This is a genomic window from Pseudalkalibacillus sp. Hm43 (assembly GCF_054170705.1).
The window spans coordinates 2,636,383-2,662,077 of sequence record NZ_CM135129.1; the positions used below are offsets into that span (position 1 = coordinate 2,636,383).

Sequence of the window (25,695 nt, forward strand, 5' to 3'; positions counted from 1 at the left end):
GCGTAGGCGTTACATATGACGTATGTCTAACAATGCTCGTCCTCAATCGACGAGTTTGATGATACGGTCATTCATTCCGTCTCCGTTTCAACCACTCCCTCCGAGTGGTTTTTTTATATACAGAGGAGGAATAAGAATGATCACAAAAGTGAAAAGAAAGTCAGCAACAAGCCGACTGAAACAACAACTTCAAAAGGAATTTCCCCAATTGGATGTAAACGGTCTGTTCCGTAAAGTGTCGATCCAATCGACGGATAAAGAAAAAGACCCTGACACTAATCTGCTCCTATTAGAAGGGTTGGCGCGAATCACTCAACAAGAACCCGACTGGACATATGTTTGCGCCAGAATCTATCTGCATTCCCTCTATGAGGAAGCATCTATGAACCGATTCCAAGGCGGCCCTTATCAAGACTTTTACGGTCTGATCAATGAACTCGTGCAGCGGAGAATTTTCGACCTGGAACTCCTCAACCATTATACGAGAGAAGAGGTCGCTGAATTAGAAGCAGTCATCGCTCCAGAGAGAGACCACCTTCTTACATATGCAGGCGTCCGGATGTTAGCCGATCGTTATCTAGCAAGAGATCATGAGCGGAATCTATTCGAGCTCCCACAAGAACGGTGGATGATCATTGCGATGACCTTGATGATGCCAGAAACGAAGGAACAGAGATTAGAGCTGGTAAAAGAAGCGTACTGGGTGCTATCCAACCTGTACATGACGGTCGCGACCCCCACTCTATCAAATGCGGGCAAGGCCCATGGCCAGTTGAGTTCGTGTTTCATTGATACCGTGGATGATAGTCTGCGAGGCATTTACGACTCGAACACAGACATCGCCATGCTCAGTAAAGCTGGGGGCGGAATAGGCGTTTATCTTGGGAAGATCCGCAGCAAAGGCTCCGATATCAAAGGGTATAAAAACACGTCATCAGGGGTTATCGCCTGGATGAAGCAGCTCAATACGACCGCGGTGAATGTCGATCAACTGGGGCAGCGGAACGGAGCGATTGCGGTCTACTACCCGGTGTTCGGAAAAGATATTTTCGCTTTCCTGGACGCGAAGCTGAACAATGGCGATGAGCGTCAGCGGACACACGACCTTTTTACAGGTGTCGTCTTACCGGATCTGTTCATGGAAAAAGTGGAAGCGCGTGAAGATTGGTACCTGTTCGATCCGCATGAAGTGAAGAAGATGATGGGATTCGAGCTCGATGATTTTTACGATGAAAAAGAAGGCGCAGGGAGTTTCCGGGAGCGGTATGAGGAATGCGTCAATCATCCGCTTCTTTCGAAAGATAAAGTGCCCGCGATCGACATCATGAAGCGAATCATGATCAGCCAGCTCGAAACCGGAGGTCCTTTCATGTTCTACAAGGATACGGTCAACCGGCTGAACAACAATCGCCATGAAGGCATCATCTATTGTACGAATCTTTGTACGGAAATTACGCAAAACCAAACGGCCACGACGGTTGAGGAAGAAGTGACCGCTGACGGGAAGATCATCATCACGAAAACTCCGGGTGATTTCGTCGTTTGTAACCTGTCGAGCTTGTCGCTTGCGCGAGTCGTAGAAGCAGATGCGCTGGAACGGGTGATTCCGATCCAGGTCCGGATGCTCGACAATGTGATCGAGTTGAATAAAGATAAAATTGAAGTGAAACAGGCGGTCCTAACGAATGACAAATACCGCGCGATTGGGCTCGGTACATTCGGTTGGCATCATCTTCTCGCGAAAAAAGGGATCCGCTGGGAATCGGAAGAAGCGGTTGCGTTTGCCGATGAACTTTATGAAAAAATCAACTTCCTGACCATCCAGGCGAGTCAGACGTTAGCAGAAGAGAAGGGCAGCTATCCGACGTTTGCAGGCAGTGATTGGGAAACGGGGCGATATTTTTCAGAACGTGGTTACGAAGGCGAAGAATGGACGGAGCTTGCGGAAAAAGTTCAGGCAGGCGGAATTCGGAACGGCTGGCTGCTGGCGGTCGCACCGAACGCATCGACAAGCATCATTGCCGGATCGACAGCGAGTATCGACCCGATTTTCAAAAAGCAATATGCCGAAGAGAAAAAGAGCTCGAAAATTCCTGTCACTGCCCCTGATCTGTCACCTGAAACGACCTGGTTTTACAAAAGTGCATATGAAATCGACCAAAAATGGAGCATCCGCCAAAATGCGGCACGGCAGCGCCATGTCGATCAGTCCATTTCGTTCAATCTATATGTAAAAAATACAGTGAAAGCGAAAGAACTGTTGGACCTACATCTGTCAGCGTGGAAATCAGGATTGAAAACGACTTATTACGTCCGTTCGACCTCCCATGAAGATGTGGAAGGATGTGATTCCTGTGAAAGCTGATCAGACTTTGAAAGAGAGGAAGCTTTATGTACCAGATGCGCCGAACGCTTCGACTGGCATTTTGAATGGGCAAAGCTCGAATGTATTGAACTGGGATGATGTCCGTTATTCATGGGCGTATCCACTCTATAAGCAGATGCTTTCGAACTTCTGGACGCCGTTTGAGATCAACATGTCCGGCGATCGGAAACAGTATGCGGAACTCGCTCGGGATGAGCAGGATGCCTTCAACAAAATCATCGGGCTGCTTGCCTTTTTGGACAGCATCCAGACGGATTATGCGAACCGGGTAGCCAATTACCTGACGGACTCGAGCCTGACGGCATTGATGACCGTACTCGCCTTTCAGGAGGTCGTCCATAACCAATCGTACTCGTATGTATTGTCGAGCCTAGTTGATAAAGGGAAGCAGGATGAGATCTTCGAGTACTGGAAGCATGATGCGGTTCTGAAGGAGCGGAACGAGTTCATCATGGAGGGTTATGAAGCGTTCGTAAACAATCCGACTCCTGAAACATTCCTGGAGTCAATCGTTTACGATGTTGTGCTGGAGGGGCTGAACTTCTACTCGGGATTCAGCTTCTTCTATAACCTGGCCAGGAATCAGAGGATGGTCTCCACCTCGACGATGATCAACTACATCAATCGGGATGAACAGCTGCACGTGAACCTGTTTACGAAAATATACGGAGCTGTGGTTGCAGAGTTCGATTTGGATAAAAAGGAAGCAGCACATTTTGTGGAGAAAACCTTCAAAAAAGCGGCAGAGCTTGAAATCAAATGGGGGAAATACATTATCGGTGACCGCTTCCCTGGGATCTCGACTTCTGAGCTCGATGCGTACATCAAGTTCATCTCGAACATCCGAGTCAACCAGCTCGGAGCAGAGCGACCATTTCCTGAACATCGGAAGAATCCGATGCCATGGATCAAAGCGTACGAATCCGTCAACGAAGGGAAAAGCGACTTCTTCGAACAAAAATCTCGCCAATACACGAAAGTCTCCGAGGACAACGGCTTCGACGAACTGTAACCAGAATCAGACAGTACCAGGTACCGTCACAGATACCTTTGGGCGCAACGGGTTTGAGTCGGTGCCAGGCACCGAAAGAAAGCCCTTGCCCCGCAAGGGTTTCTGTTCAGTGCCTGGCACTCGTCGTTTTTGTCATACAATTGACATTAAATGGGCGGGGATTTTCGTGCCTAATCTCGTATTACTAATAATAGGAAGTAGTAATTTCGAGGAGGGTGCGACATGAGTAACAATGATGAATTTTATTACCAGGATCACATCGGAGAAATCATCAAACGTTCTGAAAAAGAAGGCATGTTCGACAACTTAAAGGGGAAAGGGAAACCACTAGAGCTTGATGGGGACCTCTCCTATAATCCAGATCGCCTCCTGAACAAAGTACTGAAAAACAACAATGTACTACCGGCCTGGATCCAAATGGACAAGGATATTGAAAAAATGAAAGCAGAGCTAGCGGGGTATTCGAGTGAATACAACATTCGGAAATACGTCGAGGAGATCAACAAAAAGATTTTCAACTTCAATTTAAGCTGTCCACCGCCAGCCCAAAAGCGTAAACTGAAGCTGGAAGATTACTTGCCAAACGAATCATAATTGATGAAAAGGGACTGTCGCGTAGACAGTCCCTACTTAAATTAATCTTCGTCTTCCTCATCTTCTTCTGATGAGCTCGGAACATAATCAGGGTAGTCAGTGATGATGCCATCCACTCCTGCATCCAACAGCGGTTGGACGTCTTCTTGGGCGCGGACAGTCCAAGGCATGATCCCCATCTCAAGCCCATGAATCTCCTCAACGAGCGCACGGTTCACTTTACTTTTACTCGGATTGACGTAATCTGCATATTCCGTAAATGCTTCCAACGCTTCAGGTGTTAAGTCTTCTGACTTCCAAGTGAGCACTCCGACCGGCACTTCATCGCTCAATTCGTTGAAAATTTGCATAGAGTTGAAATCGAATGATTGGACGATGACGGAATGATCTTCGGGCTCATCCATATCTCTCGCTTCCAGAGCGTCAGCCACTTTTTCCTCAATTCCAGGGTAGAGGGAAGGGGCCTTCAACTCAATCAAAAAATTCGTCTTTCCACGGTACTCATCCAAAACCTCACCTAATGTCGGAAGGTGTTCACCTTTAAACTCAGGAGCAAACCAGCTTCCCGCATCCAACGCTCGAAGCTCCGCATATGTAAGTTCGCCAACTTTTCCAGTACCGTCTGTCGTGCGATCGACGGTTGTATCATGAATGACGACCAGTTCACCATCCTTACTCATCTGTACATCGAGTTCAATGTAGTCGGAATCCATCTCAACAGCTTTATCAAAGGCCGCCATCGTATTTTCAGGTGCATATCCGGCAGCTCCTCGGTGAGCGACGACCTCAACACGCTGGTCTTCGTCATCCTCATCTTCAGCGACCACTTGGACTGGAGTCAATGCAACCAAAAGCGCCATCATTGTAAAAGTAAAAAGCAACAAGCTAAACCGTTTGAATTTTGTTTGAATCATCTTCTCATCTCCTCTTTATTCTTCATTTCACCCCTTATGTTAGAGCTGCTCTATTGAGGGCCTATGAATAAGAGATGAAGGATTCTAAAGAAAAGGAGGTCGATGGTCGCTCTAAATGACATCTGTTTGTCATCAATGAGTCTTTAGGTATAAAAAAACCGCCTGATATCAGGCGGTTTGGCTTGTTTTTAGTGTGGTACGAAAGCCAGTTGAATGAAAAACAATACTGCGAAAAGCATGACGAGCGGATGAACCTCACGCCATTTCCCACGAACGATTTTCAATAAAGGATACGTGATGAATCCGAGTGCAATTCCTGTCGCGATGCTTGACGTCAACGGCATCGTCAAAATGATCAAAAACGCAGGGAACGATTCATCAAATGTATTCCAGTCAATTTTCGCAAGACTCGATAGCATGAAGCTTCCGACGATGATCAAGGTTGGAGCGGTGATGGCTGCCAAACCTGAAATCGCACCTACTAGCGGAGCAAAGAACATCGCCATCAGGAACAAAAATGCAACAACAACGTTCGTCAATCCTGTACGTCCGCCAGCGGCAACTCCTGATGAGGACTCGATGTAAGCACTTGTCGGGCTTGTTCCGAAAATCGCTCCGACAGAAGTGGCGACAGAATCCGCAAGCAATGCCTGTCGTGCTCGTGGCATTTTGTTGCCTTTCATGAGACCGGCTTGCTCAGCCACCCCGATCATCGTTCCGGTCGTATCAAAGATCGTGACAAGTAGGAAAGAAAACACGGCTGCATATAATCCATATTGGAACATGTCGACAAAAGCTGTGATCGGACTTCCGAAGATGAACGCTTCGGGCATGGAAGGTGCGCCGACAACGCCTTCTTTAAACTCCAACTGTCCCGTTAAAAAGGCGATTGTCCCTGTTGCAACGATACCGAAGAATAAGGCACCATGTACGTTCAACGCCATCAGGATCAATGTGATGGCCAGACCGACCAATGTCAAAATGACGGTTGGAGAATGAAGGTCACCTAACGCGACAAGGTTCACTGGATGGGAAACGACTAGTCCTGTCATACGCAATCCGATGAACGCGATGAATAACCCGATTCCAGCTGTGATTCCGTGTTTCAAGTTCGAAGGAATCGCTTCGATCAACTTTTTACGGAAAGGTGTCAAAGAAAGAATGACGAATAAGATACCAGCGATGAAAACAGCACCGAATGCGACTTCGTATGAAATCCCCATACCGCCGACGACGGAGTAAGCAAAGTAGGCATTCAATCCCATACCAGGTGCGATGGCAATCGGATAATTCGCGAACAATCCCATCCATAACGTCCCGACGACGGTCGCGATGATCGTTGCCATGAAGACAGCGTCAAATGGCGCACCTGCTTCACTTAATATCCCTGGATTGACGACGACGATATAGACCATTGTGAGAAATGTCGTGATCCCCGCAATGATTTCCGTTCGGAACGTCGTATTGTTTTCTTGAAGCTTGAAAAAATTCGATAACATGAGAATAACCCCCAAAATACGAACAATTATTATGACCATCCAATATAATATTCGTTTTTGGTGCATGATGCAAGGGAGAATTCACAATCATTCATAAGATTTGTATAGTATGATAAGATAAAACCATACATTAGAAGGCATACTGAATGGTACTTATAGTTTGAAATTCGTATGTTTTATTTGATTTCAATAAAAATTCACGACACTCCTGCGGGAATAGCGAGCCAGGCAAGACCCCGCAACGGACTTGAGGATAACTCGTCCTGTGGAAGTGAGGAGGCTTGCGGTTCGCCCGCGGAAAGGGAGTGAATTTTAATGAAATTAACTTTTAACAATATAGGAGGTTTTGATCTTGAAAGATCTCTTTAATAACAATAATAATCAAGATGGAAATAAGCCGAAGAAAAAACAAGGCTTCACGATCTTGAGTGGTGATTCGACGGACGGGCACGGTGGTTACGGTGTCGGAACCATCAACTTGAATAATGTCACGCCCATCTTTGTCGATCCAGCTGAAGAAGAAGTGTTCATTGATATGGGCGCACTTCATGCCCGGAGTTCAGTTGAAAAGCGTATCAAATTCACCGCAAACCGTGAGGATGCACCAAATCCGAAGCTTTATTGGCTTGTTTGGGTGATGGTGGACGCTTCTGGTGAAGGACCCTATTACGCAGGACTGGGCGCGTGTGAGCTACAGGTCGATGCGGAAGCAAGAAGAGGGTACAAGAGTATGCCGGAACATGTGAACAACATGGATAAAGCGCTCAAAAAACGGGTCGTGATCGACCGCATGGATGACAAATCCAAAGCGCTCTTGAAAAAGTTCTTGATTGATCATAATGAAGAGTTTTGGAATCGCGCGAGTGAAGATGTGAAAAACGCGCTTGGAGAATAATTGAACCTTTTTTGAACAAAATGAAAAAGTTCTGTGCGTCTTCGACAAAATGAAGTAAAATGAAACTATTCTTTTCTTTACACACATATTTACTAGGACAGAAAAAGGGATTGGCTACATCATTGTAGTCAGTCCCTTTTTCATTAATTAACTCGCAAGCCAGTTCCAGATTCGCTTGAACAACCCTGGTTGAGGCTCATTGGTAGGTTTTGGTTTTTCATCCTTTGTTTCCACGGCTTTTCCTTCGCAATACTGTGTCGGTTCTGTCCCGGCGATATAGTAGGACACACGCTTTTCGGGACAGTTTTTGTTGGAAAGCAGCCCAGTGTCCGGATTGACACTTACCGCGACGACACCTTTTGGCTTGGAAAACTGAGTGATTGGACGATTGGCCATGGCATCCTTCATGAAGTGTGCCCAAATATTCTTTGAATACAGGACGTCATTGAATTCGTGCAACGTTTTCCCTTTGTCATAACCCGTCCATACACCCGTTACGAGCTGTGGTGTGTATCCGATGATCCAGTTGTCATAGTTCGTCGAACCGGTTTTTCCTGCTGTCGGCCGGTCGATCAATCCACTCACTGATGCTCCGGTCACGCGTGTATAGTCATTCAGCCGTTCATCAAACACCCCACGCATCAGATCCGTCATCACATACGCGTATTCAGGCTCGATGACCTGCTTCCTCTCCACTTCCTGTTCATACACGACATCGCCTTTGTAATCGACGATCTTCTTAATGAAGCGAGGCTCGCTCCTTTCTCCGTTGTTCGCAAACACGCTGTACGCTGAAGTCATTTCAAGTACACCGACCGGTTTCGTACCAAGCGCAAGGGAAGGAATAGAGGAAAGTTCACTCTTGATTCCGAATTTCTTCGCCATTTTTACAAGCTGATCCGTCCCGATGAAAATGTTCGTTTTTACCGCATAAACGTTATCGGACAATGCCACCGCCTGAGCCAGCGTGATTTCTTCGTTTGCATAATAGTTCCCGAAGTTTTCCGGCGTATATTGGTTTTCCTCTCCTTCATAGAAGGTTGTCCGTTCACTTCTCAATAGACTCGAAGGCGTATAACCTTTTTGAAGGGCTGCCGTATATAAAAACGGCTTGAACGTTGAACCAGGTGCGCGGCGCGCCTGAGTCGCCCGGTTGTATGAGCTTTCTTCGTACGACCGTCCTCCGACCATCGCCTTGATGTCACCGGTCCTCGGATCAATTGCGACCATTCCGACCTGGATGCTCGATGTATCAGGAATCGTATTTTCCACCCAATAGTCCGCTTTTTTCTGTAGCTTCGGATCCAGTGTCGTGTAGACGTGATATCCGCCAAGCTCCACCTCATCCGGGTCAAGTCCGACCTTGTTTTTCAATAAATATTCCACTTCGTCCTGGAAGTAGGAAGCCTTTTCTTCTGGTAAAGCGGATTTTCCGACGATTTCAATCGGCGTCTTGTATGCGTCCACCGCTTCTTTTTCCGAGATCGTGCCGGTTGCGACCATCGCGTCCAAGACGATCTGCTGTCTGTCTTTCGCATTTTCGATATTTTTAATCGGGCTGTAATACGTCGGACCCTTCGGCACACCAGCCAGAAGACTCGCTTCCGCCAGATTCAGCTCTTTCGATGACTTACCGAAATAATATTGAGCCGCAGCTTCAACGCCATAATGTCCGTGCCCGTAATAGATCGTGTTGAGATAGCCTTGTAAAATCTCGTCCTTCGTGTAATTGGCCTCGATCCGAGCTGCGTAGAACGCTTCTTTCAGCTTTCGCTCCCACGTTTTATCAGGGGCCAAAAATAGATTCCGAGAATATTGCTGGGTGATCGTACTCGCGCCCTGTACCTTCGCTCCGGCCTTGATATCTGCTAAAAGGGCAGCCGCGATCCGTTTGTAATCGAACCCGTGATGGCTGTAAAAACGACGGTCCTCAACCGCAATCGTCGCATCGACAAGGTGAGGGGAGACGTCATCGAGCTTCACCCAGAAACGATTCTGCCCGAGTGGCTCATGCTCTCCAATGATCGAACCGTTCGACCCATAAAAGATGGTCGTTTGCGGAACCTTCAACGGTGGAGGGCCAAGAACATTGATATATATAAGGAAAAAAAGTCCGAGCACAACAACGGGTATAGACAATAGTAAGAGTGTGCGGATCCATAACCACGCCCACTTCCACGTCTTTCTCAAGTCTTCTACTTTTATAAGCTCCATCCGGTTTCCCCTCCCTCGTAAACTTTTTCCGTACAAAAGTTATTTTTACTAGTATGGGAGGGTTTCATAGATTCTAAACGTCTATTCATAGCGGCATTTCTGGAAATAAATTTTGCTTGCAAAAACGGTGGATTCCAGTATACTTTTCTTGTTCTGATTCGAGATGGAATGTAGAGCTATGATACAATTCAAAATAAGATTCAACGATAATAGATGAGGTGATTGCTGTGGAATTATGGTACACGGAAAAACAGACGGAACGCTTTGGAATCACGGCGAAAATCAAGCGTACGTTACATACAGAGCAGACAGACTTCCAACGCTTGGACATGATTGAAACAGAAGAATTCGGAAACATGCTCGTATTGGACGGCATGGTCATGACGACGCAGAAGGATGAGTTCGTCTATCATGAAATGGTTGCGCACGTGCCTCTATTCACGCACCCGAACCCGAAACATGTACTTGTTGTCGGAGGCGGCGATGGCGGTGTCATTCGTGAAGTGTTGAAGCACCCTTCAGTTGAGAAGGCGGTTCTGGTTGAAATCGACGGGAAAGTCATCGAGTATTCGAAAAAATATTTGCCAGAAATTGCAGGCGACTTAGACGACCCGCGTGTTGACGTACAAGTGGACGACGGGTTCATGCACATTGCGAAAAGCGAGAACGAATACGACGTCATCATGGTAGACTCCACTGAGCCAGTCGGACCTGCTGCTAAGTTGTTTGAGCGCGGATTTTATGAAGGAATCTCTAAAGCGTTGAAAGAGGACGGAATCTTTGTCGCACAAACTGACAACCCATGGTTCAAGGCGGACCTCATTTCTCAAGTGAACCGTGACGTGAAAGAAATCTTCCCTGTGACGCGCCTTTACACAGCGAACATCCCGACGTATCCAAGCGGATTGTGGACGTTCACGATCGGATCGAAGAAACATGATCCGTTAAAAGTGGAAGAAGACCGTTTCCACGACATCGAAACGAAGTACTACACAAAGGAATTACACGCGGCTGCTTTCGCGCTGCCGAAATTCGTGCGTGATCTAGTCGAATAGGAGGGCCAGCACAACATGCGATTCGAAGAAGCTTATTCTGGTAATGTATTCATCAAAAGTCACCCTGATTTGGAAGAGAGCCAGGTCGTTATCTATGGCATGCCGATGGACTGGACGGTCAGCTTCCGCCCAGGATCCCGATTCGGTCCAGCTAAAATCCGTGAGGTCTCTCTCGGACTGGAAGAATACAGCCCGTACATGGACCGTGAACTGGAAGAAGTGAAGTTTTACGATGCAGGAGATATCCCGCTTCCGTTCGGGAATCCACAAAACAGCATCGACATGATTGAAGACTATGTCGGTAAAATATTAGACATGGGGAAATTTCCACTTGGAATCGGTGGCGAACACCTCGTTTCTTGGCCGGTGTTCAAAGCGCTTCACAAGAAGTATGACGATTTCGCGATCATCCATATCGATGCACACGCAGATTTACGTGAAGAATATGAGGGAGAACCGCTCTCCCACTCAACACCGATCCGTAAGGCGTGCGAGTTGATCGGACCGGAGAATGTCTATTCATTCGGAATCCGTTCTGGTATGAAGGAAGAGTTCCAATATGCAAAAGAGTCCGGCATGCACATGTCGAAGTTCGATGTGGCTGAACCTTTGAAGGAAGTGCTTCCGAAATTAGCTGGACGTAACGTGTATGTCACGATCGACATTGATGTACTCGACCCAGCGCATGCACCTGGAACAGGTACTGCAGAAGCGGGCGGCATCACTTCGAAAGAGTTGCTCGAAGCAATCGTCCTCATCGCGCAGTCCGACGTGAACGTCATCGGTGCAGACCTTGTCGAAGTAGCGCCAATCTACGACCACTCTGAACAAACACCAATCGCAGCAAGTAAATTCATCCGTGAAATGCTTCTCGGATGGGTAAAATAACGAAATGACAGGATGGCCGATAGGGTCATCCTGTTTTTTGGATTATAAATCTTGAATTTGGATTATAATTTCTCGATTTGGCTTATAATTTCGTATTTTGGTCTATAAATCCTGAATCTGGTCTATAATTTCCGAATCTGGTCTATAAATCTCAAAATTTATGGGAAATAACCCGTTTTTTATTGGAAATAACGATGTTTCACGTGTTTTTTATCAATCTTCGGTGGTTTCAAACAAAAATTACGACATTCATACAGAATCTGTGCTCTCCGCATTCAATAATGAACAAAATACGACCCCAAATTGCCCGAAAGAAGGAATATCTCTTCCAGAGTCTAATCTATAGGTAACAGACGAAAAGGAGAAGGTAGTGTGCAACCTATATCTGCTGCTTCAATGGAATTGAATCAGTCCATGATTGACCAGCTATCCGACGGATTCATACGAATCCAACCAGATGGTTCAATTTCCTATTCAAACCAAAAGGTCCACGATTGGTTCGGTGAACCGATTTTACAGCATAACATCCATCATTTTATTGAACAGATCAATGTTTTTCACATACAACAAGGGAAGTGGCTCCAGACAGAATGGAACACTCCACTGAACACCGCTCACATTAAAGTTTGTTCCTATCAACACCCTAACGGCGTCATCGATCTCCTCGTACGTAAAATGGAGGATGATCATGATGCGGATCAGCCATTCAATTCTCTCTTTTACCAAAATGATGTGCCGATTCTGATGATCGATCTGGAAGGCACGATCTTAGAGGTCAATTGGGCTTGTCTTCAAATCCTTTCTTACGATCGAAATCAGCTCAACGGCAAGCATTTGACGGACATTTTCGCAACAACGAACAAGGCAGATGCCAAACAGTGTCTCCAACAGATTAACGAAGGAAACATCTTTACCCAGGATATCCATATGGAATCGAAAATGGGTGAAAGGATCGAGTTTCAATTCACTCATATTCCGTATTACACGAATGGACAATTGGATGGGGCTTATTGTGTAGCGAGGAACAACTCTGAACTGCGAAGGGCTCAGGAAGCACTTCTCGAATCCGAACAACGCTACCGGCAACTCGTAGAGCATTCGCCAGATCCAGTCTGTCTCCACGACTCAGAAAAAATCATATATTTGAATGATGTCGCTGCCATGCTTTTAGGTGTGGAAGACAAAGATGCGCTCATCGGACAAGATATTTCCCGGTACATCCATATGGAAGATTACAATGATTCCATGCAACGAATCAATAAAGTGATGGAAGGTACACGGGTGGAACAGCTCTTCCCGTTGAAAATCGTCCGTCCTGACGGTGTAGTGTTGGAGATGGAAGGAAAGTCGATTCCGATTAAAGAAAACGGCAAGACGTATGTGTTAGCCGTTTTCCGGGACGTGACCGAGAAAAATCACGCGAAGCGGTCGCTTCAACAAAGTGAACGGCGCTATCGCTCGTTATTCCTGCACAATCCAGATGGCATCTATTCCATCAATTTGAATGGTGAGCTCACGAGCATCAATCCGGCTATCGTGAAAATCACCGGTTTTACAGCAAAAGAACAAATCGGTCTGCATTATTCCGATTTCATCTTGCCGGAAGATTGGGAACAGACGAAGGTTCATTATAAAAATATCTTCGAGGGCAAGACGGTCAAGTTCGAAAAGCGGATGTTGCGGAAGGATGGCAAAACCATCAGTGTCCGTGTCGTCGGCTTCCCGATGATTGTTGAAAATGAGATTGTCGGTATGTATGGCATCTTGCGGGATATTACGGAGGAAAAACGATCCGAAGAACTGCTACGCCGATCCGAAAAGCTCACCGTAGTCGGGGAGCTGGCTGCTGCGGTTGCCCATGAAATCCGCAACCCGCTCACTTCCATTAAAGGGTTCATCCAAATGATGGAGAACGGCGTGCCGGAGAAGGATCTCTATTATCAAATCGTGTTATCTGAGCTCAATCGCATTGAACAGATCATCAGCGAGATGCTCGTCCTGGCAAAGCCTCAGAGTGTTTGTTTTCAGAGGAAAAAAATCGGACACCTCATACGACACGTCCTCAAGTTGCTGGAAGGACAAGCGAATTTGCATAACATTCAATTCATCGTGGATTTTGAGGGTGATGATCTAGAGATCGATTGCGAAGAAAACCAGCTGAAACAGGTTTTCATCAATTTAATCAAAAACTCAATAGAAGTGATGCAGGATGGCGGAAAGATCATCGTCACCTGTCGAAAAACAGAAGATGACCAGCTTCTCATCCGAGTCATCGATCAGGGGCCTGGCATACCTGAAGATCGTCTTTCCAGACTCGGCGAACCTTTTTACACGACAAAAGAGAAGGGAACGGGGCTCGGTTTGATGGTCAGCTTCAAAATCATCAAAGATCATAAAGGGACGATGCATTTTTCAAGTGTCGTTGGTGAAGGGACGACAGTCGACGTTCTTCTACCGTTGCCATCCTCCTAGAAAAATTTCCCTATGGCGCTGCACCTTGAAAGAGGTGGCGCTTTTTTTATATAATGTGTAGGTTAATGAAGAATGAAGGGTGTGAAACAGTATGGACGCTAATCCTATTCCTGTAAAAGTCATGTTACATACTAAAATTACAGATTCGGGTGAAAATGAGGATACAAAGCTCACTTCTGACGGAACGATTCTCAGAAAGGCGGACACTGTATACCTTCGTTACGATGAAATGCTGAACGACACGGATCAAGTGAATACGACGATAAAAATCAAAGACGAAGATATAACGATCATCCGCAGCGGAGCCGTTTCAATGAAACAACGGTTTGCGCCGGGGAGTTTGAAAGAAGGAACGTACGAAAGTCCGTATGGTCCGATCCAAATCGCTACAAGAACAGAATCGATGGGTTTCGAGTGGCATGAAAACAGCCAGGAAGGGAAACTGTCTTTGAATTACCAGGTCCTTTTCCAGGGTGAAGAGGCTGGATATCATGAACTGGAAATCAAGCTGAGAGGGGAAGAAGAATGACAATTGTTGAACAGGTGAAAGAGCTACTGAAACAAGAAATTGCTGACTCTGTTATAAAAGCTGGACTCGCAAAAGAAGATCAGTTGCCAGACGTCGTACTGGAACTTCCGAAAAATAAAGACCACGGAGACTTTGCAACGAATATGGCGATGCAGCTTGCGCGTATTGCGAAAAAAGCACCACGTCAGATCGCAGAAGATATGGTCGCGAACTTCGATCGTTCGAAAGCTTCCATTGAAAAAATTGAAGTCGCTGGTCCGGGATTCATCAACTTTTACTTGGATAATCAGTATTTGACGAAGCTGATTCCGACGATCATTGATGCAGGTGAAGAATACGGCTCGACGAACACTGGTAATAACAAAAAGGTGCAGATCGAGTTCGTGTCTGCGAACCCGACAGGAAGCCTTCATCTAGGGCACGCACGAGGAGCAGCAGTCGGCGACACACTCTGCAACCTGCTCGATAAAGCGGGATATGAGGTAGGAAGAGAGTATTACATCAATGATGCGGGTAACCAAATCCATAACCTCGCCCTTTCCCTTGAAGCACGGTACCTGGAGGCGTTAGGAAAAGAAGCGACTATGCCAGAAGATGGCTATTACGGAAAAGACATCATCGGATTTGCGCAAGAAGTGGTTGAGAAGGACGGAGACAAGTACGTCCATTACAATCAGGAAGAGCGCTTGCAATTTTTCCGCGAGTTCGGACTAGAAAAAGAGCTTGAGAAAATCAAAGCGGACCTGGCTGAATTCCGAGTGAACTTCGATGAGTATTATTCTGAAACAAGCCTTTATACGTCAGGTAAAATCGACCAGGCGTTGGATATGCTACGTGAAAAAGGCGTCACATACGAAAAAGATGGAGCGACTTGGTTCAGAACAACGGACTTCGGTGACGATAAGGACCGCGTTTTGATTAAAAATGACGGGACATACACCTATCTGACACCAGACATCGCGTATCACTATGACAAGTTCAAGCGTGGATTCGAAACGCTGATCAACGTATGGGGAGCAGACCACCACGGCTACATTCCGCGTATGAAGGCCGCGGTCGAAGCGATGGGATACAATCGAGATCAACTCGAAATTCAAATCATCCAGCTCGTCAGCTTGTTCCAGAACGGTGAAAAGGTGAAGATGAGTAAGCGTACCGGTAAAGCAGTTACGCTAAGAGATTTGATGGATGAAGTCGGTGTTGATGCAATGCGTTATTTCTTCGCAATGAGAAGCTCGGACTCTCACCTCGATTTCGATATGGACTTGGCTGTTTCCCGTTCGAACGAGAATCCGGTCTACTACATCCAATATGCGCATGCGCGGGTATGCAGCATGCTCAGACAGGGTGAAGAGAAGGGGTACTCTTTTGAAGAGGATGTCGATCTGTCTTATATCAACTCGGAGAAAGAATTCGACCTGTTGAAAAAGCTTGGTGAATTCCCGGAAGCAGTGGATGATGCTGCGTTGACACTCTCGACGCACCGCATGACGAATTATCTGTTTGAATTGGCATCTGCACTTCACAGCTTCTATAACGCAGAGCGTGTACTGGATGATGAACAACCAGAGCAAAGTAAAGCTCGATATAAGTTGATGAAAGCAGTTCAACAGACGTTAGAGAACGGAACGAAACTAATCGGAGTTTCCGCTCCGGAAAAAATGTAAGAGAAACATATTTTCAGATGCTCTCTGTCATACTAATGCAGAGAGCATCATTTGTTGTTAAGTGATTTTACAGTATAAAAGAGGATTAAAGAAATTCACGAGACTCCTGCGGGATTAGCGAGCCAGGACAACATGGACCTTCGACTAACTACCACCACGTCCTATGGTGAACGTCGAAGTCAGCACATCCTGTGCAAGTGCGGAAAGCGAGTGAATTTCTGAACTTTGTACGCTAATAAGAGCATCATTTATTTGGAGGAATCATGAAATGAAACTATTACTATTATCCATCTTATCTGGCTTTATTGTGGGCGTTGTATTTGCGCTCTTCAAATTGCCCATTCCAGCACCTCCTGCCTTCTCAGGTATCCTTGGAATCGTCGGAATCTACTTAGGTTATAAGTTCGTTATTTCAGTTTTACCTTATATCATGAACAATTAAAGGAGTCATTGGCCATTGGATACCTTGTCTGTACACCATCGTCAACTGAGCATCATCGATCAGGGAGAAGGGACTCCGATCCTATTCTTGCATCCACCTGGATTGGGAAAAAGCGTCTTTTATTATCAAAAGGCGCTTTCGTCATCCTATAGGGTCATCTTCTATGACATGTGCGGTCACGGAGAAAGTGAAGGGACTGAAGAGCCTGTAACCATCGAGTCACTGGCAGAGGAACTGCTCCATCTGATGGACACTTTGAGTTTGGAAAAAGCGGTTATTTGTGGCTACTCGGCAGGTGGGACAGTTGCCCAGCATTTTGCCCTCACTTACCCGGAACGGACGAAAGCGCTCATTTTGAGCGGGGGCTTTCCGCATGTCTGTACACCTATGTTGAAAGCGGAATTCCTTGCTGGAATGAAACTGTTGAAACTCAGTCCGGATCTTTTAGGAAAAATTCTCGTAACAAGTCATGGAATCCAGCAGGAAGATCGAAATCGGCTGTGGAAAACCGTAAGTAGTACAAATCAGCGCAATTGGTATGAATTCTATGAAGCATCCTACCATTATTCCTGCTGTGAACGTCTGCCGGAAATGGATTACCCAGTCCTTGTCATCTATGGACAGTTCGTCAAGCACATCCGACGGTATCAAAGGGATTACGAGACATCATTGAAAAACGGAAAGATTGCGATTGTAAGGAATGCATTTCACGAAGTACCAATCCGACAATGGCGCGCGTTCAACCAACTTGTCGATACATTCATGAGCTCCAACGTCGACTGACACCCGAAATAATTGTCAGTGTTCGTGCATACAGTAGTTTTATACAAGCTATTGTTTAGGAGGAGAGGCTCTTGGACGAAGTCATGAACAAGCAACGTCCGAACATTCATGTGTACGCTTCGATTTGGCAACGAGTTCTTGCTTTGATTGTCGACCTTGTCGTCATTACTGCTCCATTGGCCGTCATCAGTTTTCTCGTTGTAGGGAATTGGAGGGGAGATTGGGTAACGATTGCCCTTGAAGCCTTCTATTGGTTGATGGTCCCTGTTTTGACCCGAGGGTATACCATCGGAAAATGGATGGCTGGAATCCGGATTGAAATGCGAAAAGGCAATCCGCCTGGTTATCTTTCCATGTTTCTCCGTTATGGAATCGTTCCATTTTTCTATATCGTTTCATTTGGGGCTTTGCTCGTGGTCAGCTTCGGTATGATGCTCTTGCGAACGGATCGAAAGAGCTTGCATGACCTGGTCGCAGGCACCGTCGTCGTGAAAGGTTCAGTCCCGAAATATGTACAGAAACAAGCCAAAATATCTGCATAGCGCAAACGACAGTCCACGGACTGTCGTTTTTTACATTTCAAAACTATGCATTATTGGCTATGTCACCAGGTGCTTTTTTGAATCGATGATACGCTTTCTTTTTTCTTGGTTGTTTGAACATGAACAATTGAACCAAACGATTGCCAAAATAAATACATTTACCCGTAAAGATAATGATGTTGGTGGACTGATAAATGGCGATGGTTTTGCAGATCGCCTTACCTCCAACGGTTAGTGCAGCAATGATACTCGTCAGAATAACGGTAATGATGATGAATAGAACAGATCCTTCCGTCGTATTGATTATTTTGGCTGCTTGAAAAACAACGGCAGTCGATGCAGCGCCACTTACGATTCCTGCAATATCACCGACAACATCATTGAAGAAGCTACAGAATACGGGTGCGTTTTTGGAGATGTAGGCAGCTTCCTTTGCTCCTGTCACTTTTTTCGATGCCATCGCATGAAAGTGGACCTCTTTCGAAGTGGCAGCAGCAAGTCCGATCGTATCGCCGATAATACCGATCAATATGAACAAAAGGACGACGAACATACTGACAAGTAAGCTGGAACCACTTCGGAAAAGGGTGGATACGAGGGAAAAGATGATGGCGAGACCGAATGTCAACAAACTGATTTTACTACTCCACGGGATAGATTCGTGTAATAGTTTGAGCATGAATAGAACAACTCCTTTTTACCGAGCGCTGTTTTGTTACCCATTCACATGAATTTTGCTCATGGGAAACATTTGCTCAAATTGTAACGCACCTCCAGCCTTATGTAAATGATAGGGCAAGGAGGTGGGGGGGGAGGAGACCTCAGATGGTCGCTCTATTCATCAGCATTCATCTCATAAAAATCTAGATATCATATTTGCGAAAAGCCCTTTTGTACGATCCAGAATAGATCGTTGCGTCAAATCGGGCAGGGAAAGCTGTTCGGATTGTTGTAGATCGAAGTCGATCACCTTTGAAATCTTCTCAATCAACGTTTCGCTCGTGAATAAGCAGTTCACTTCATTGTTCAAATAAAAGCTTCTTTTATCAAAATTAGCCGTTCCAATATCACAAAAAGAGTGGTCGATCATCAACACTTTCGCGTGATAAAAACCTGGATAGTACCGGTATATTTCTGCTCCTGCATTGAGTAACGGGAGTAAATACGGGATGGCTGCTTCTTTTACGAAAAGGTGATCCGCTCTCATCGGAATCAAAATCTTCACTTTCACGCCATTTTGACATGCGTTTTTCAAAGCTTGGACAAGCTTCCGACCAGGGATGAAATAAGGTGTACCGATAAAAATGGAGGACTTCGCTTCGTTCACTTTGTTGACGAAAAATTCCTCCATATGCTGACCGTTGGTGGCAAGTAACTCGAATGGTTCTGAACCGGTTTCAGAGACATCAGGAAAATCAATGTCGAATGATTCATCTGTTGATTGCTCCAATTCCCATCGGATCAAGGAATGGAACTGCCTTACTACTTGTCCGGACAATCGCAAATGATAATCCCGCCAATGGCCTAATTTCGGATCTTTTCCAAGGTATTCCTCTCCGACATTGTATCCCCCAATATACGCATAACGTCCATCTATGACGGAGACTTTGCGATGGTTTCGTCGATTATAGGAATAAAACAAGTAAGGAAATTTCGGTCTTTCTATAAGCAACACCTTTACGCCTGATGAACGAAGATTTTCCACCACTTGCTTCGGCAATTTATGGCTCCCAAGTGCATCCACGACAAAGAACACTTCAACGCCCTCTGAAGCCTTCTTCTTTAAAATCTGGAACAGTTCGCGACCGAGAGGATCATCCCGCACGATATAGAACTGGACGTAAATGAACGACTGGGCAGCCCTCAGATCTTCGAAAAATTGTGCAAAAAAAGTCGACCCTTCTGAAAAGAAGTCCCAATCACCATCTTCTGGGGAGAGCGTCAGTTTATTGGATTCAGATTGATGTTTTTTTCTTCCGAGAGTGAAGTCGGCAATCGCCCAAATCACTATGATGGCAAGGATTATGACGATTGTCATAAGCACGCTCATGGGAACCGCTCCTCTTTTCGTAGTGCTCTTACTATTCCCAAATGCACCTTCAACTATCAAATTCAGGAAAAAAGGCTCATCCAAAAATGTAGAATTTTTTACAAAAATATCGTTGACTGAATGCTCATTCACAAGAATCTATGCTATAATGATGTCAGAAAATTAGTTTCATTCTGAATTGAGGTCCTAATTTATTTTTTTCCGTAAATTCACCGCATGAAAAACCGAAGGGGGCTGAAACATTTTGGACGCACTATTGATTATCAACTGGCTTGCATTTCTTTTTGTAACCGCTTACGCATTCTACTTATTCGCTTACGTCGTGAAAACGAGATACGAGTATATCAAGCTTGGGAAGAAAGCTGAATTCGATCATACGATGAAGGAACGATTCCAGTCGATTCTCGTCAACGTTTTCGGGCAAAAGAAACTTTTGAAAGATAAAAAGAGTGGAATCATCCACGTCATGATGTTCTATGGATTCATCATGGTTCAATTCGGCGCGATCGATATGATCTGGAAAGGACTGGCGCCAGAATCGCATCTGCCACTTGGACCGCTTTATCCAGGCTTTACATTGTTCCAGGAACTTGTCACCTTGATGATTCTTGTAGCGGTGATCTGGGCTTTTTACCGCCGTTACATCGAAAAGCTCGTCCGCTTGAAGCGTGGCTTTAAAGCAGGACTCGTACTGATCTTTATCGGTGGCTTGATGCTTTCCGTACTATTCGGAAACGGAATGGAAATCATCTGGCATGACCTTGAATTGAGCTGGACAGCACCTGTTGCGAGTGCCATCGCCTTTTTATTCGGGTGGGTAGGAGAAACCGGCTCTGCCGTCCTATTCTATGTATCCTGGTGGGTTCACCTGTTGATCTTGCTCACATTCCTAGTGTACGTACCGCAATCCAAGCACGCGCATTTGATCGCAGGTCCGATCAACGTATTCTTGGGCCGTACGCATAAGGTTGGAAGGCTTGCAGCGATTGATTTTGAAGATGAAACACAAGAAACATTCGGTGTTGGTAAAGTAGAGGACTTCAACCAGAAGCAGCTAGTCGACCTTTATGCATGTGTCGAGTGCGGACGTTGTACAAACGTCTGTCCAGCGACGGGTACTGGTAAAATGCTTTCTCCAATGGATCTGATCATCAAGATTCGTGATCATTTGACGGAAAAAGGAGCAGCGGTCACATCTCGTACACCTTGGGTACCTGCTGTTGCGTTCAGTAACACGACAGGGAACCAATTGGCAGCACAAGGTGTCGGACATAACGAAACGGCTGCAGCTGTAGAAGAAGGAAGCCGTGGATTCGAATATACGATCGATCTGATCGGTGACGTCATCACGGAAGAAGAAATCTGGGCATGTACGACATGTCGTAACTGTGAGGACCAATGTCCAGTCATGAACGAACACGTCGATAAGATCATCGACATGCGTCGTTACCTCGTTCTGACGGAAGGGAAGATGGATGCGGATGGCCAGCGTGCAATCCAGAACATCGAGCGTCAAGGTAACCCTTGGGGCCTTAGCCGTAAAGAGCGTGAAGATTGGCGCGACGGACACGATGATGTCCATATCCCAACTGTAAAAGAAGTTGAAAAAGCTGGTGAAGAGTTTGAGTACCTGTTCTGGGTAAGCTCAATGGGCTCTTACGATAACCGAAGCCAAAAGATTGCGTTGTCTCTTGCACGCATGATGAACTCAGCAGGCATCAAGTTCGCAATCCTCGGTAACAAGGAGAAAAACTCTGGAGATACGCCTCGTCGTATCGGAAACGAATTCTTGTTCCAGGAAATCGCGACGAAGAACATCGAGTTGTTTGAAAAGCATAACGTGAAGAAGATCATCACGATCGACCCTCACGCTTATAACACATTCAAAAATGAGTATCCTGATTTCGGTCTAGAAGGCGTAGAAGTGTATCACCATACAGAGTTGTTAGCAGAATGGATCCGTGAAGGTCGCTTGAATCCAACACACGAAGTCAACGAGACGATCACATATCATGATTCTTGTTACCTAGGTCGTTACAACGAAGTGTATGAACCACCTCGTGATATTTTGAAAGCGATTCCGGGCGTGAACGTCGTTGAAATGAACCGTAACCGTCAAAACGGTATGTGCTGTGGAGCCGGTGGCGGACTGATGTGGATGGAAGAAGATGCAGGACATCGAGTCAACGTATCACGTACAGAGCAAGCGCTCGAAGTGAGTCCGACGATGATCGGAAGCGGATGTCCTTACTGCCTGACGATGCTCAGTGACGGTACGAAAGCGAAAGAAGTGGAAGACAACGTCCAGACGCTGGATGTCGTTGAAATCCTCGAACGCTCCGTACTTGGAAACGAAGAACAAAAGATTGCTCAATAGATGAAAAGCTTAAGCCCATAGATCAGCTCGGCCGAAAACCGAGCTTGATCTCTTTCTATGTAGCCGATTGAGCGTTCGCTCGCAATTTTAGTCTAATGCAATTCACCAATTAAAAGGAGGAGTTAGCAAATGGGGAAGACCGTAATCGTTAGTGGAGTCCGTACGCCGTTTGGAAAATTCGGAGGTGCTCTCAGTTCATTGACAGCGTCCCAACTTGGAGGAACAGCGATCAAAGAAGCGCTCGTCCGCGCAGGCATTTCGCCACAGGATGTCGACGAAGTCATCATGGGTTGCGTCCTTCAAGCAGGGCAAGGGCAAATCCCATCCCGTCAAGCTGCCAACATCGCTGGCATTCCATGGGGAGTGAAAACGGAGACTGTCAACAAAGTTTGTGCCTCTGGAATGAGAAGTGTGACGATGGCAGATCAGATCATCCGTGCTGGAGATGAAGAGGTCATCGTTGCCGGTGGCATGGAATCGATGAGTAACGCGCCTTACATGATGCCAAAAGCACGTTGGGGCTTCCGTATGGGTGATGGCAAGGTCATCGACTCGATGGTATCCGATGGATTGACGTGCTCTTTTAAGGGTGTCCATATGGGGAACTACGGAAACTCGACGGCAAAAGAGTTCAACCTCACGCGAGAGCAGCAGGACGAATGGGCATTCCGAAGTCATCAACGTGCAGTAGCGGCAACGGAATCTGGAAAATTAGCAGAGGAGATCATCTCAGTCGATGTTCCTCAGCGAAAAGGAGATCCAGTCGTAGTAGATGCCGATGAGGCACCACGTAAGGATTCGACAGCTGAAGCACTTGGGAAATTGAAGCCGGTGTTCGACCATGATGGAACGATTACGGCAGGAAACGCACCAGGCGTAAACGATGGTGCTGGTGCGCTCGTCCTTATGTCTGAGGATCGCGCGAAAAAAGAAGGCAAACAAGTGATGGCAACGATTCTTGGTCACACGGCAATTGCGATGGAACCGGAAAACTTCCCGCAAACACCGGGTGTCGTCATCAATGAACTCCTTAAGAAAACTGGAAGATCTTTATCGGAAATCGATCTTTTTGAAGTGAATGAAGCCTTTGCGGCAGTAGCACTGGCAAGCTCACAAATTGCAGATCTTGACGCGGAAAAAGTGAACGTGAACGGTGGTGCGGTCGCACTCGGTCATCCGATCGGGGCAAGCGGAGCACGTATCATCATCACCTTGATCCACGAACTGAAACGTCGCGGAGGCGGAATCGGTATCGCTGCAATTTGCAGTGGCGGTGGTCAAGGAGACGCAATCATGGTCGAAGTAGAAAAGCAATAATCCAAGGAGGCTCACATACATGCAAATTAAAAACATAATGGTCGTCGGCGCAGGACAGATGGGCGCTGGAATTGCACAAGTTTTTGCACAAGCGGAGTACAACGTCGTTTTACATGACTTGAAAGAAGATTTCGTACAAAAAGGGATGGACTACATCTCCAAGAACATGAACCGACAAGTGGAAAAAGAACGCATGACAAGAGAAGAAGCGGACGCGGTTTTAGGACGTCTTAAACCGTCCACAGACTTGAATAACGCATCCGATGTCGACTTGGTCGTCGAAGCGGTTGTCGAAAACCTTGATGTGAAATGCAAGTTGTTCACTCATCTCGATGAAATTACGCCAGAACATGCAATTCTCGCAACGAATACGTCCTCTTTACCGATTACAGAAATCGCAGCAGCAACGAACCGTCCGGAGAAAGTGATCGGCATGCACTTCATGAATCCGGTACCGGTCATGAAGCTGGTTGAAATCATCAGAGGACTTGCGACAACAGACGAAGTGTACAAAGTGATTGAAGATACGACAAAAACACTTGCCAAAACACCGGTAGAAGTGAACGACTTCCCAGGATTCGTTTCCAACCGTATCCTTATGCCAATGATCAACGAAGCGATCTACACGGTCTATGAAGGAGTTGCTGAACCAGAAGCGATTGACGAAGTGATGAAGCTCGGTATGAATCACCCAATGGGACCGTTGACACTCGCTGATTTTATCGGATTGGATACTTGCCTCTATATCATGGAAACGTTGCATGAAGGATTCGGGGACGACAAGTATCGTCCATGTCCATTATTGCGTAAGTACGTGAAGGCCGGATGGCTCGGTAAGAAAACTGGAAAAGGATTTTACGAATACAACTAGATTGTCGATGGATCGACAGACAGGGGGATGACCATGAATCTTCGTTTTACAGAAGAACAAGAAATGATGCGGAAAATGGTCCGTGATTTTGCGGAAGCGGAAATCCGACCGATTGTCGAGGAGATGGATGAAACCGATGAGTTTCCGAGAGCAGTCATTGATAAGATGGCTGAGCTTGGACTGATGGGGATACCGATCCCTGAGGAGTACGGTGGAGCTGGGATGGACTTCACTTCCTACATCATAGCGATCAATGAGCTCTCAAGAGTCAGCGCAACGGTCGGTGTCATCTTATCTGTGCATACTTCTGTAGGAACGAATCCGATTTATTACTTCGGGACAGAAGAGCAGAAGAAAAAATATGTCACGAAACTTGCGAGTGGACAGTACCTTGGTGCATTCGGATTGACCGAGCCAGGAGCAGGATCGGACGCGGGCGGTTTGAAGACGAAAGCAGTACGAGACGGAGATCATTACATTCTGAACGGATCGAAAGTGTTCATCACGAACGCTGGGGAAGCGGATGTGTACATCGTTTTCGCCTCGACGAACCCGGAAGAAGGCAGTCGCGGAATTACTGCATTCATCGTTGATAAAGATACGCCAGGATTCGAGGTCGGGAAAAAAGAGAAAAAGATGGGCTTGAACGGGTCGAATACGAGCCAGCTCATTTTTGAAGATGCCAAAGTACCGGTGGAGAACAGACTCGGAGAAGAGGGTATGGGCTTCAAAATTGCGATGTCCAACCTTGATGCTGGACGAATCGGAATTGCAGCACAGGCGCTTGGAATCGGTCAGGCAGCGCTTGAATATTCCACTGCGTATGCGAAAGAACGAAAGCAGTTCGGTAAGCCGATCGGATTGCAGCAAGGTGTCGGGTTCAAGCTGGCGGATATGGCAACGGAAGTGGAAGCTGCGAAGCTTTTAACCTATCGTGCAGCGAACTTGAAGTCACTTGGCAAGCCGTGCGGCAGAGATGCATCGATCGCGAAACTGTTCGCTTCAACAACCGCGACGAAATCGGCGATAGAAGCGGTGCAGATCCACGGCGGATACGGCTACACGAAGGAATACCCAGTTGAGCGATTGTTCCGTGACGCGAAAGTATGTGAGATTTACGAAGGAACGAGCGAAATTCAGCGGGTTGTAATCAGCAAACATTTGATGAACAACTAGTCAACGAATGAT

Annotated in this window: 21 protein-coding genes; 16 read left to right on the forward strand and 5 right to left on the reverse strand. The window is 46.3% G+C overall.

What is annotated here, in order from left to right; genetic code table 11:
- Nucleotides 1-136 precede the first annotated feature (136 nt).
- The 3 genes from ACXQIQ_RS13955 (at nt 137) to ACXQIQ_RS13965 (ending at nt 3,992) form a co-directional block, all read left to right on the forward strand.
- Nucleotides 137-2,365: a ribonucleoside-diphosphate reductase subunit alpha gene (locus ACXQIQ_RS13955; protein WP_439301745.1), complete on the forward strand. Its 2,229-nt coding sequence runs from the start codon at nt 137-139 to the stop codon at nt 2,363-2,365.
- Nucleotides 2,355-3,398, forward strand: a complete 1,044-nt coding sequence (locus ACXQIQ_RS13960; protein ID WP_439301744.1) for a ribonucleotide-diphosphate reductase subunit beta — start codon at nt 2,355-2,357, stop codon at nt 3,396-3,398. The genes ACXQIQ_RS13955 and ACXQIQ_RS13960 overlap by 11 nt, the downstream gene beginning before the upstream one ends.
- A 222-nt stretch (nt 3,399-3,620) precedes the next feature.
- Nucleotides 3,621-3,992, forward strand: coding sequence for a DnaJ family domain-containing protein (locus ACXQIQ_RS13965; protein ID WP_439301743.1), 372 nt, complete (start codon nt 3,621-3,623; stop codon nt 3,990-3,992).
- A gap of 41 nt (nt 3,993-4,033) precedes the next feature.
- Here the strand turns inward: ACXQIQ_RS13965 and ACXQIQ_RS13970 are convergent, their stop codons facing one another.
- Nucleotides 4,034-4,903, reverse strand: a complete 870-nt coding sequence (locus ACXQIQ_RS13970; RefSeq protein WP_439302022.1) for a glycerophosphodiester phosphodiesterase — start codon at nt 4,901-4,903, stop codon at nt 4,034-4,036.
- Between the two features lie 191 nt (nt 4,904-5,094).
- Nucleotides 5,095-6,405, reverse strand: a complete 1,311-nt coding sequence (locus ACXQIQ_RS13975) for an NCS2 family permease (protein ID WP_439301742.1) — start codon at nt 6,403-6,405, stop codon at nt 5,095-5,097.
- A gap of 352 nt (nt 6,406-6,757) precedes the next feature.
- Between ACXQIQ_RS13975 and ACXQIQ_RS13980 the strand changes: the two genes are divergently transcribed.
- Nucleotides 6,758-7,300 carry a YwhD family protein gene (locus ACXQIQ_RS13980; RefSeq protein ID WP_439301741.1) on the forward strand — a complete coding sequence of 181 codons (543 nt, stop codon included), beginning with the start codon at nt 6,758-6,760 and terminating at the stop codon, nt 7,298-7,300.
- A gap of 147 nt (nt 7,301-7,447) precedes the next feature.
- On the opposite strand, the gene ACXQIQ_RS13985 is transcribed toward ACXQIQ_RS13980, so the two are convergent.
- A complete protein-coding gene (locus ACXQIQ_RS13985) occupies nt 7,448-9,514 on the reverse strand; it encodes a transglycosylase domain-containing protein (RefSeq protein ID WP_439301740.1) in 2,067 nt (688 codons plus the stop codon).
- Between the two features lie 227 nt (nt 9,515-9,741).
- On the opposite strand from ACXQIQ_RS13985, the gene speE reads away from it, so the two are divergent.
- The 8 genes from speE (at nt 9,742) to ACXQIQ_RS14025 (ending at nt 17,892) form a co-directional block, all read left to right on the forward strand.
- A complete protein-coding gene (gene speE, locus ACXQIQ_RS13990; protein WP_439301739.1) occupies nt 9,742-10,569 on the forward strand; it encodes a polyamine aminopropyltransferase in 828 nt (275 codons plus the stop codon).
- A gap of 15 nt (nt 10,570-10,584) precedes the next feature.
- A complete protein-coding gene (gene speB, locus ACXQIQ_RS13995; RefSeq protein WP_439301738.1) occupies nt 10,585-11,457 on the forward strand; it encodes an agmatinase in 873 nt (290 codons plus the stop codon).
- Nucleotides 11,458-11,829: 372 nt separating this feature from the next.
- Nucleotides 11,830-13,929 (forward strand): PAS domain-containing sensor histidine kinase, encoded by a 2,100-nt coding sequence (locus tag ACXQIQ_RS14000; RefSeq protein ID WP_439301737.1) that lies wholly within the window; start codon nt 11,830-11,832, stop codon nt 13,927-13,929.
- Between the two features lie 91 nt (nt 13,930-14,020).
- Entirely contained in the window at nt 14,021-14,458 is a 438-nt protein-coding gene (locus ACXQIQ_RS14005; RefSeq protein WP_439301736.1) for a YwiB family protein, read from the forward strand.
- Nucleotides 14,455-16,125 carry an arginine--tRNA ligase gene (argS, locus tag ACXQIQ_RS14010; RefSeq protein ID WP_439301735.1) on the forward strand — a complete coding sequence of 557 codons (1,671 nt, stop codon included), beginning with the start codon at nt 14,455-14,457 and terminating at the stop codon, nt 16,123-16,125. Before ACXQIQ_RS14005 ends, argS begins: the two co-directional genes overlap by 4 nt.
- A 268-nt stretch (nt 16,126-16,393) precedes the next feature.
- A complete protein-coding gene (locus ACXQIQ_RS14015) occupies nt 16,394-16,567 on the forward strand; it encodes a XapX domain-containing protein (protein WP_226547509.1) in 174 nt (57 codons plus the stop codon).
- A gap of 15 nt (nt 16,568-16,582) precedes the next feature.
- On the forward strand, nt 16,583-17,350 hold the full coding sequence (locus tag ACXQIQ_RS14020; RefSeq protein ID WP_439301734.1) for an alpha/beta fold hydrolase: 768 nt from the start codon (nt 16,583-16,585) through the stop codon (nt 17,348-17,350).
- Nucleotides 17,351-17,421: 71 nt separating this feature from the next.
- Complete coding sequence (locus ACXQIQ_RS14025; protein WP_439301733.1) at nt 17,422-17,892, forward strand: RDD family protein; 471 nt, start codon at nt 17,422-17,424, stop codon at nt 17,890-17,892.
- A gap of 43 nt (nt 17,893-17,935) precedes the next feature.
- On the opposite strand, the gene ACXQIQ_RS14030 is transcribed toward ACXQIQ_RS14025, so the two are convergent.
- Both ACXQIQ_RS14030 and cls read right to left on the reverse strand, forming a co-directional pair.
- A complete protein-coding gene (locus ACXQIQ_RS14030; RefSeq protein WP_439301732.1) occupies nt 17,936-18,571 on the reverse strand; it encodes a hypothetical protein in 636 nt (211 codons plus the stop codon).
- A 174-nt stretch (nt 18,572-18,745) separates the two neighbouring features.
- Nucleotides 18,746-19,942 carry a cardiolipin synthase gene (gene cls / locus ACXQIQ_RS14035; RefSeq protein WP_439301731.1) on the reverse strand — a complete coding sequence of 399 codons (1,197 nt, stop codon included), beginning with the start codon at nt 19,940-19,942 and terminating at the stop codon, nt 18,746-18,748.
- A gap of 244 nt (nt 19,943-20,186) precedes the next feature.
- Between cls and ACXQIQ_RS14040 the strand changes: the two genes are divergently transcribed.
- The 4 genes from ACXQIQ_RS14040 (at nt 20,187) to ACXQIQ_RS14055 (ending at nt 25,683) form a co-directional block, all read left to right on the forward strand.
- Nucleotides 20,187-22,319, forward strand: coding sequence for a (Fe-S)-binding protein (locus tag ACXQIQ_RS14040; protein ID WP_439301730.1), 2,133 nt, complete (start codon nt 20,187-20,189; stop codon nt 22,317-22,319).
- A 129-nt stretch (nt 22,320-22,448) separates the two neighbouring features.
- Nucleotides 22,449-23,636 carry an acetyl-CoA C-acetyltransferase gene (locus tag ACXQIQ_RS14045; RefSeq protein ID WP_439301729.1) on the forward strand — a complete coding sequence of 396 codons (1,188 nt, stop codon included), beginning with the start codon at nt 22,449-22,451 and terminating at the stop codon, nt 23,634-23,636.
- 19 nt (nt 23,637-23,655) lie between these two features.
- Complete coding sequence (locus tag ACXQIQ_RS14050) at nt 23,656-24,507, forward strand: 3-hydroxybutyryl-CoA dehydrogenase (RefSeq protein ID WP_439301728.1); 852 nt, start codon at nt 23,656-23,658, stop codon at nt 24,505-24,507.
- Nucleotides 24,508-24,540: 33 nt separating this feature from the next.
- The gene (locus ACXQIQ_RS14055; protein ID WP_439301727.1) at nt 24,541-25,683 is read left to right on the forward strand and encodes an acyl-CoA dehydrogenase; all 1,143 of its coding nucleotides are present in this window, start codon (nt 24,541-24,543) and stop codon (nt 25,681-25,683) included.
- The last annotated feature ends 12 nt before the right edge of the window (nt 25,684-25,695 follow it).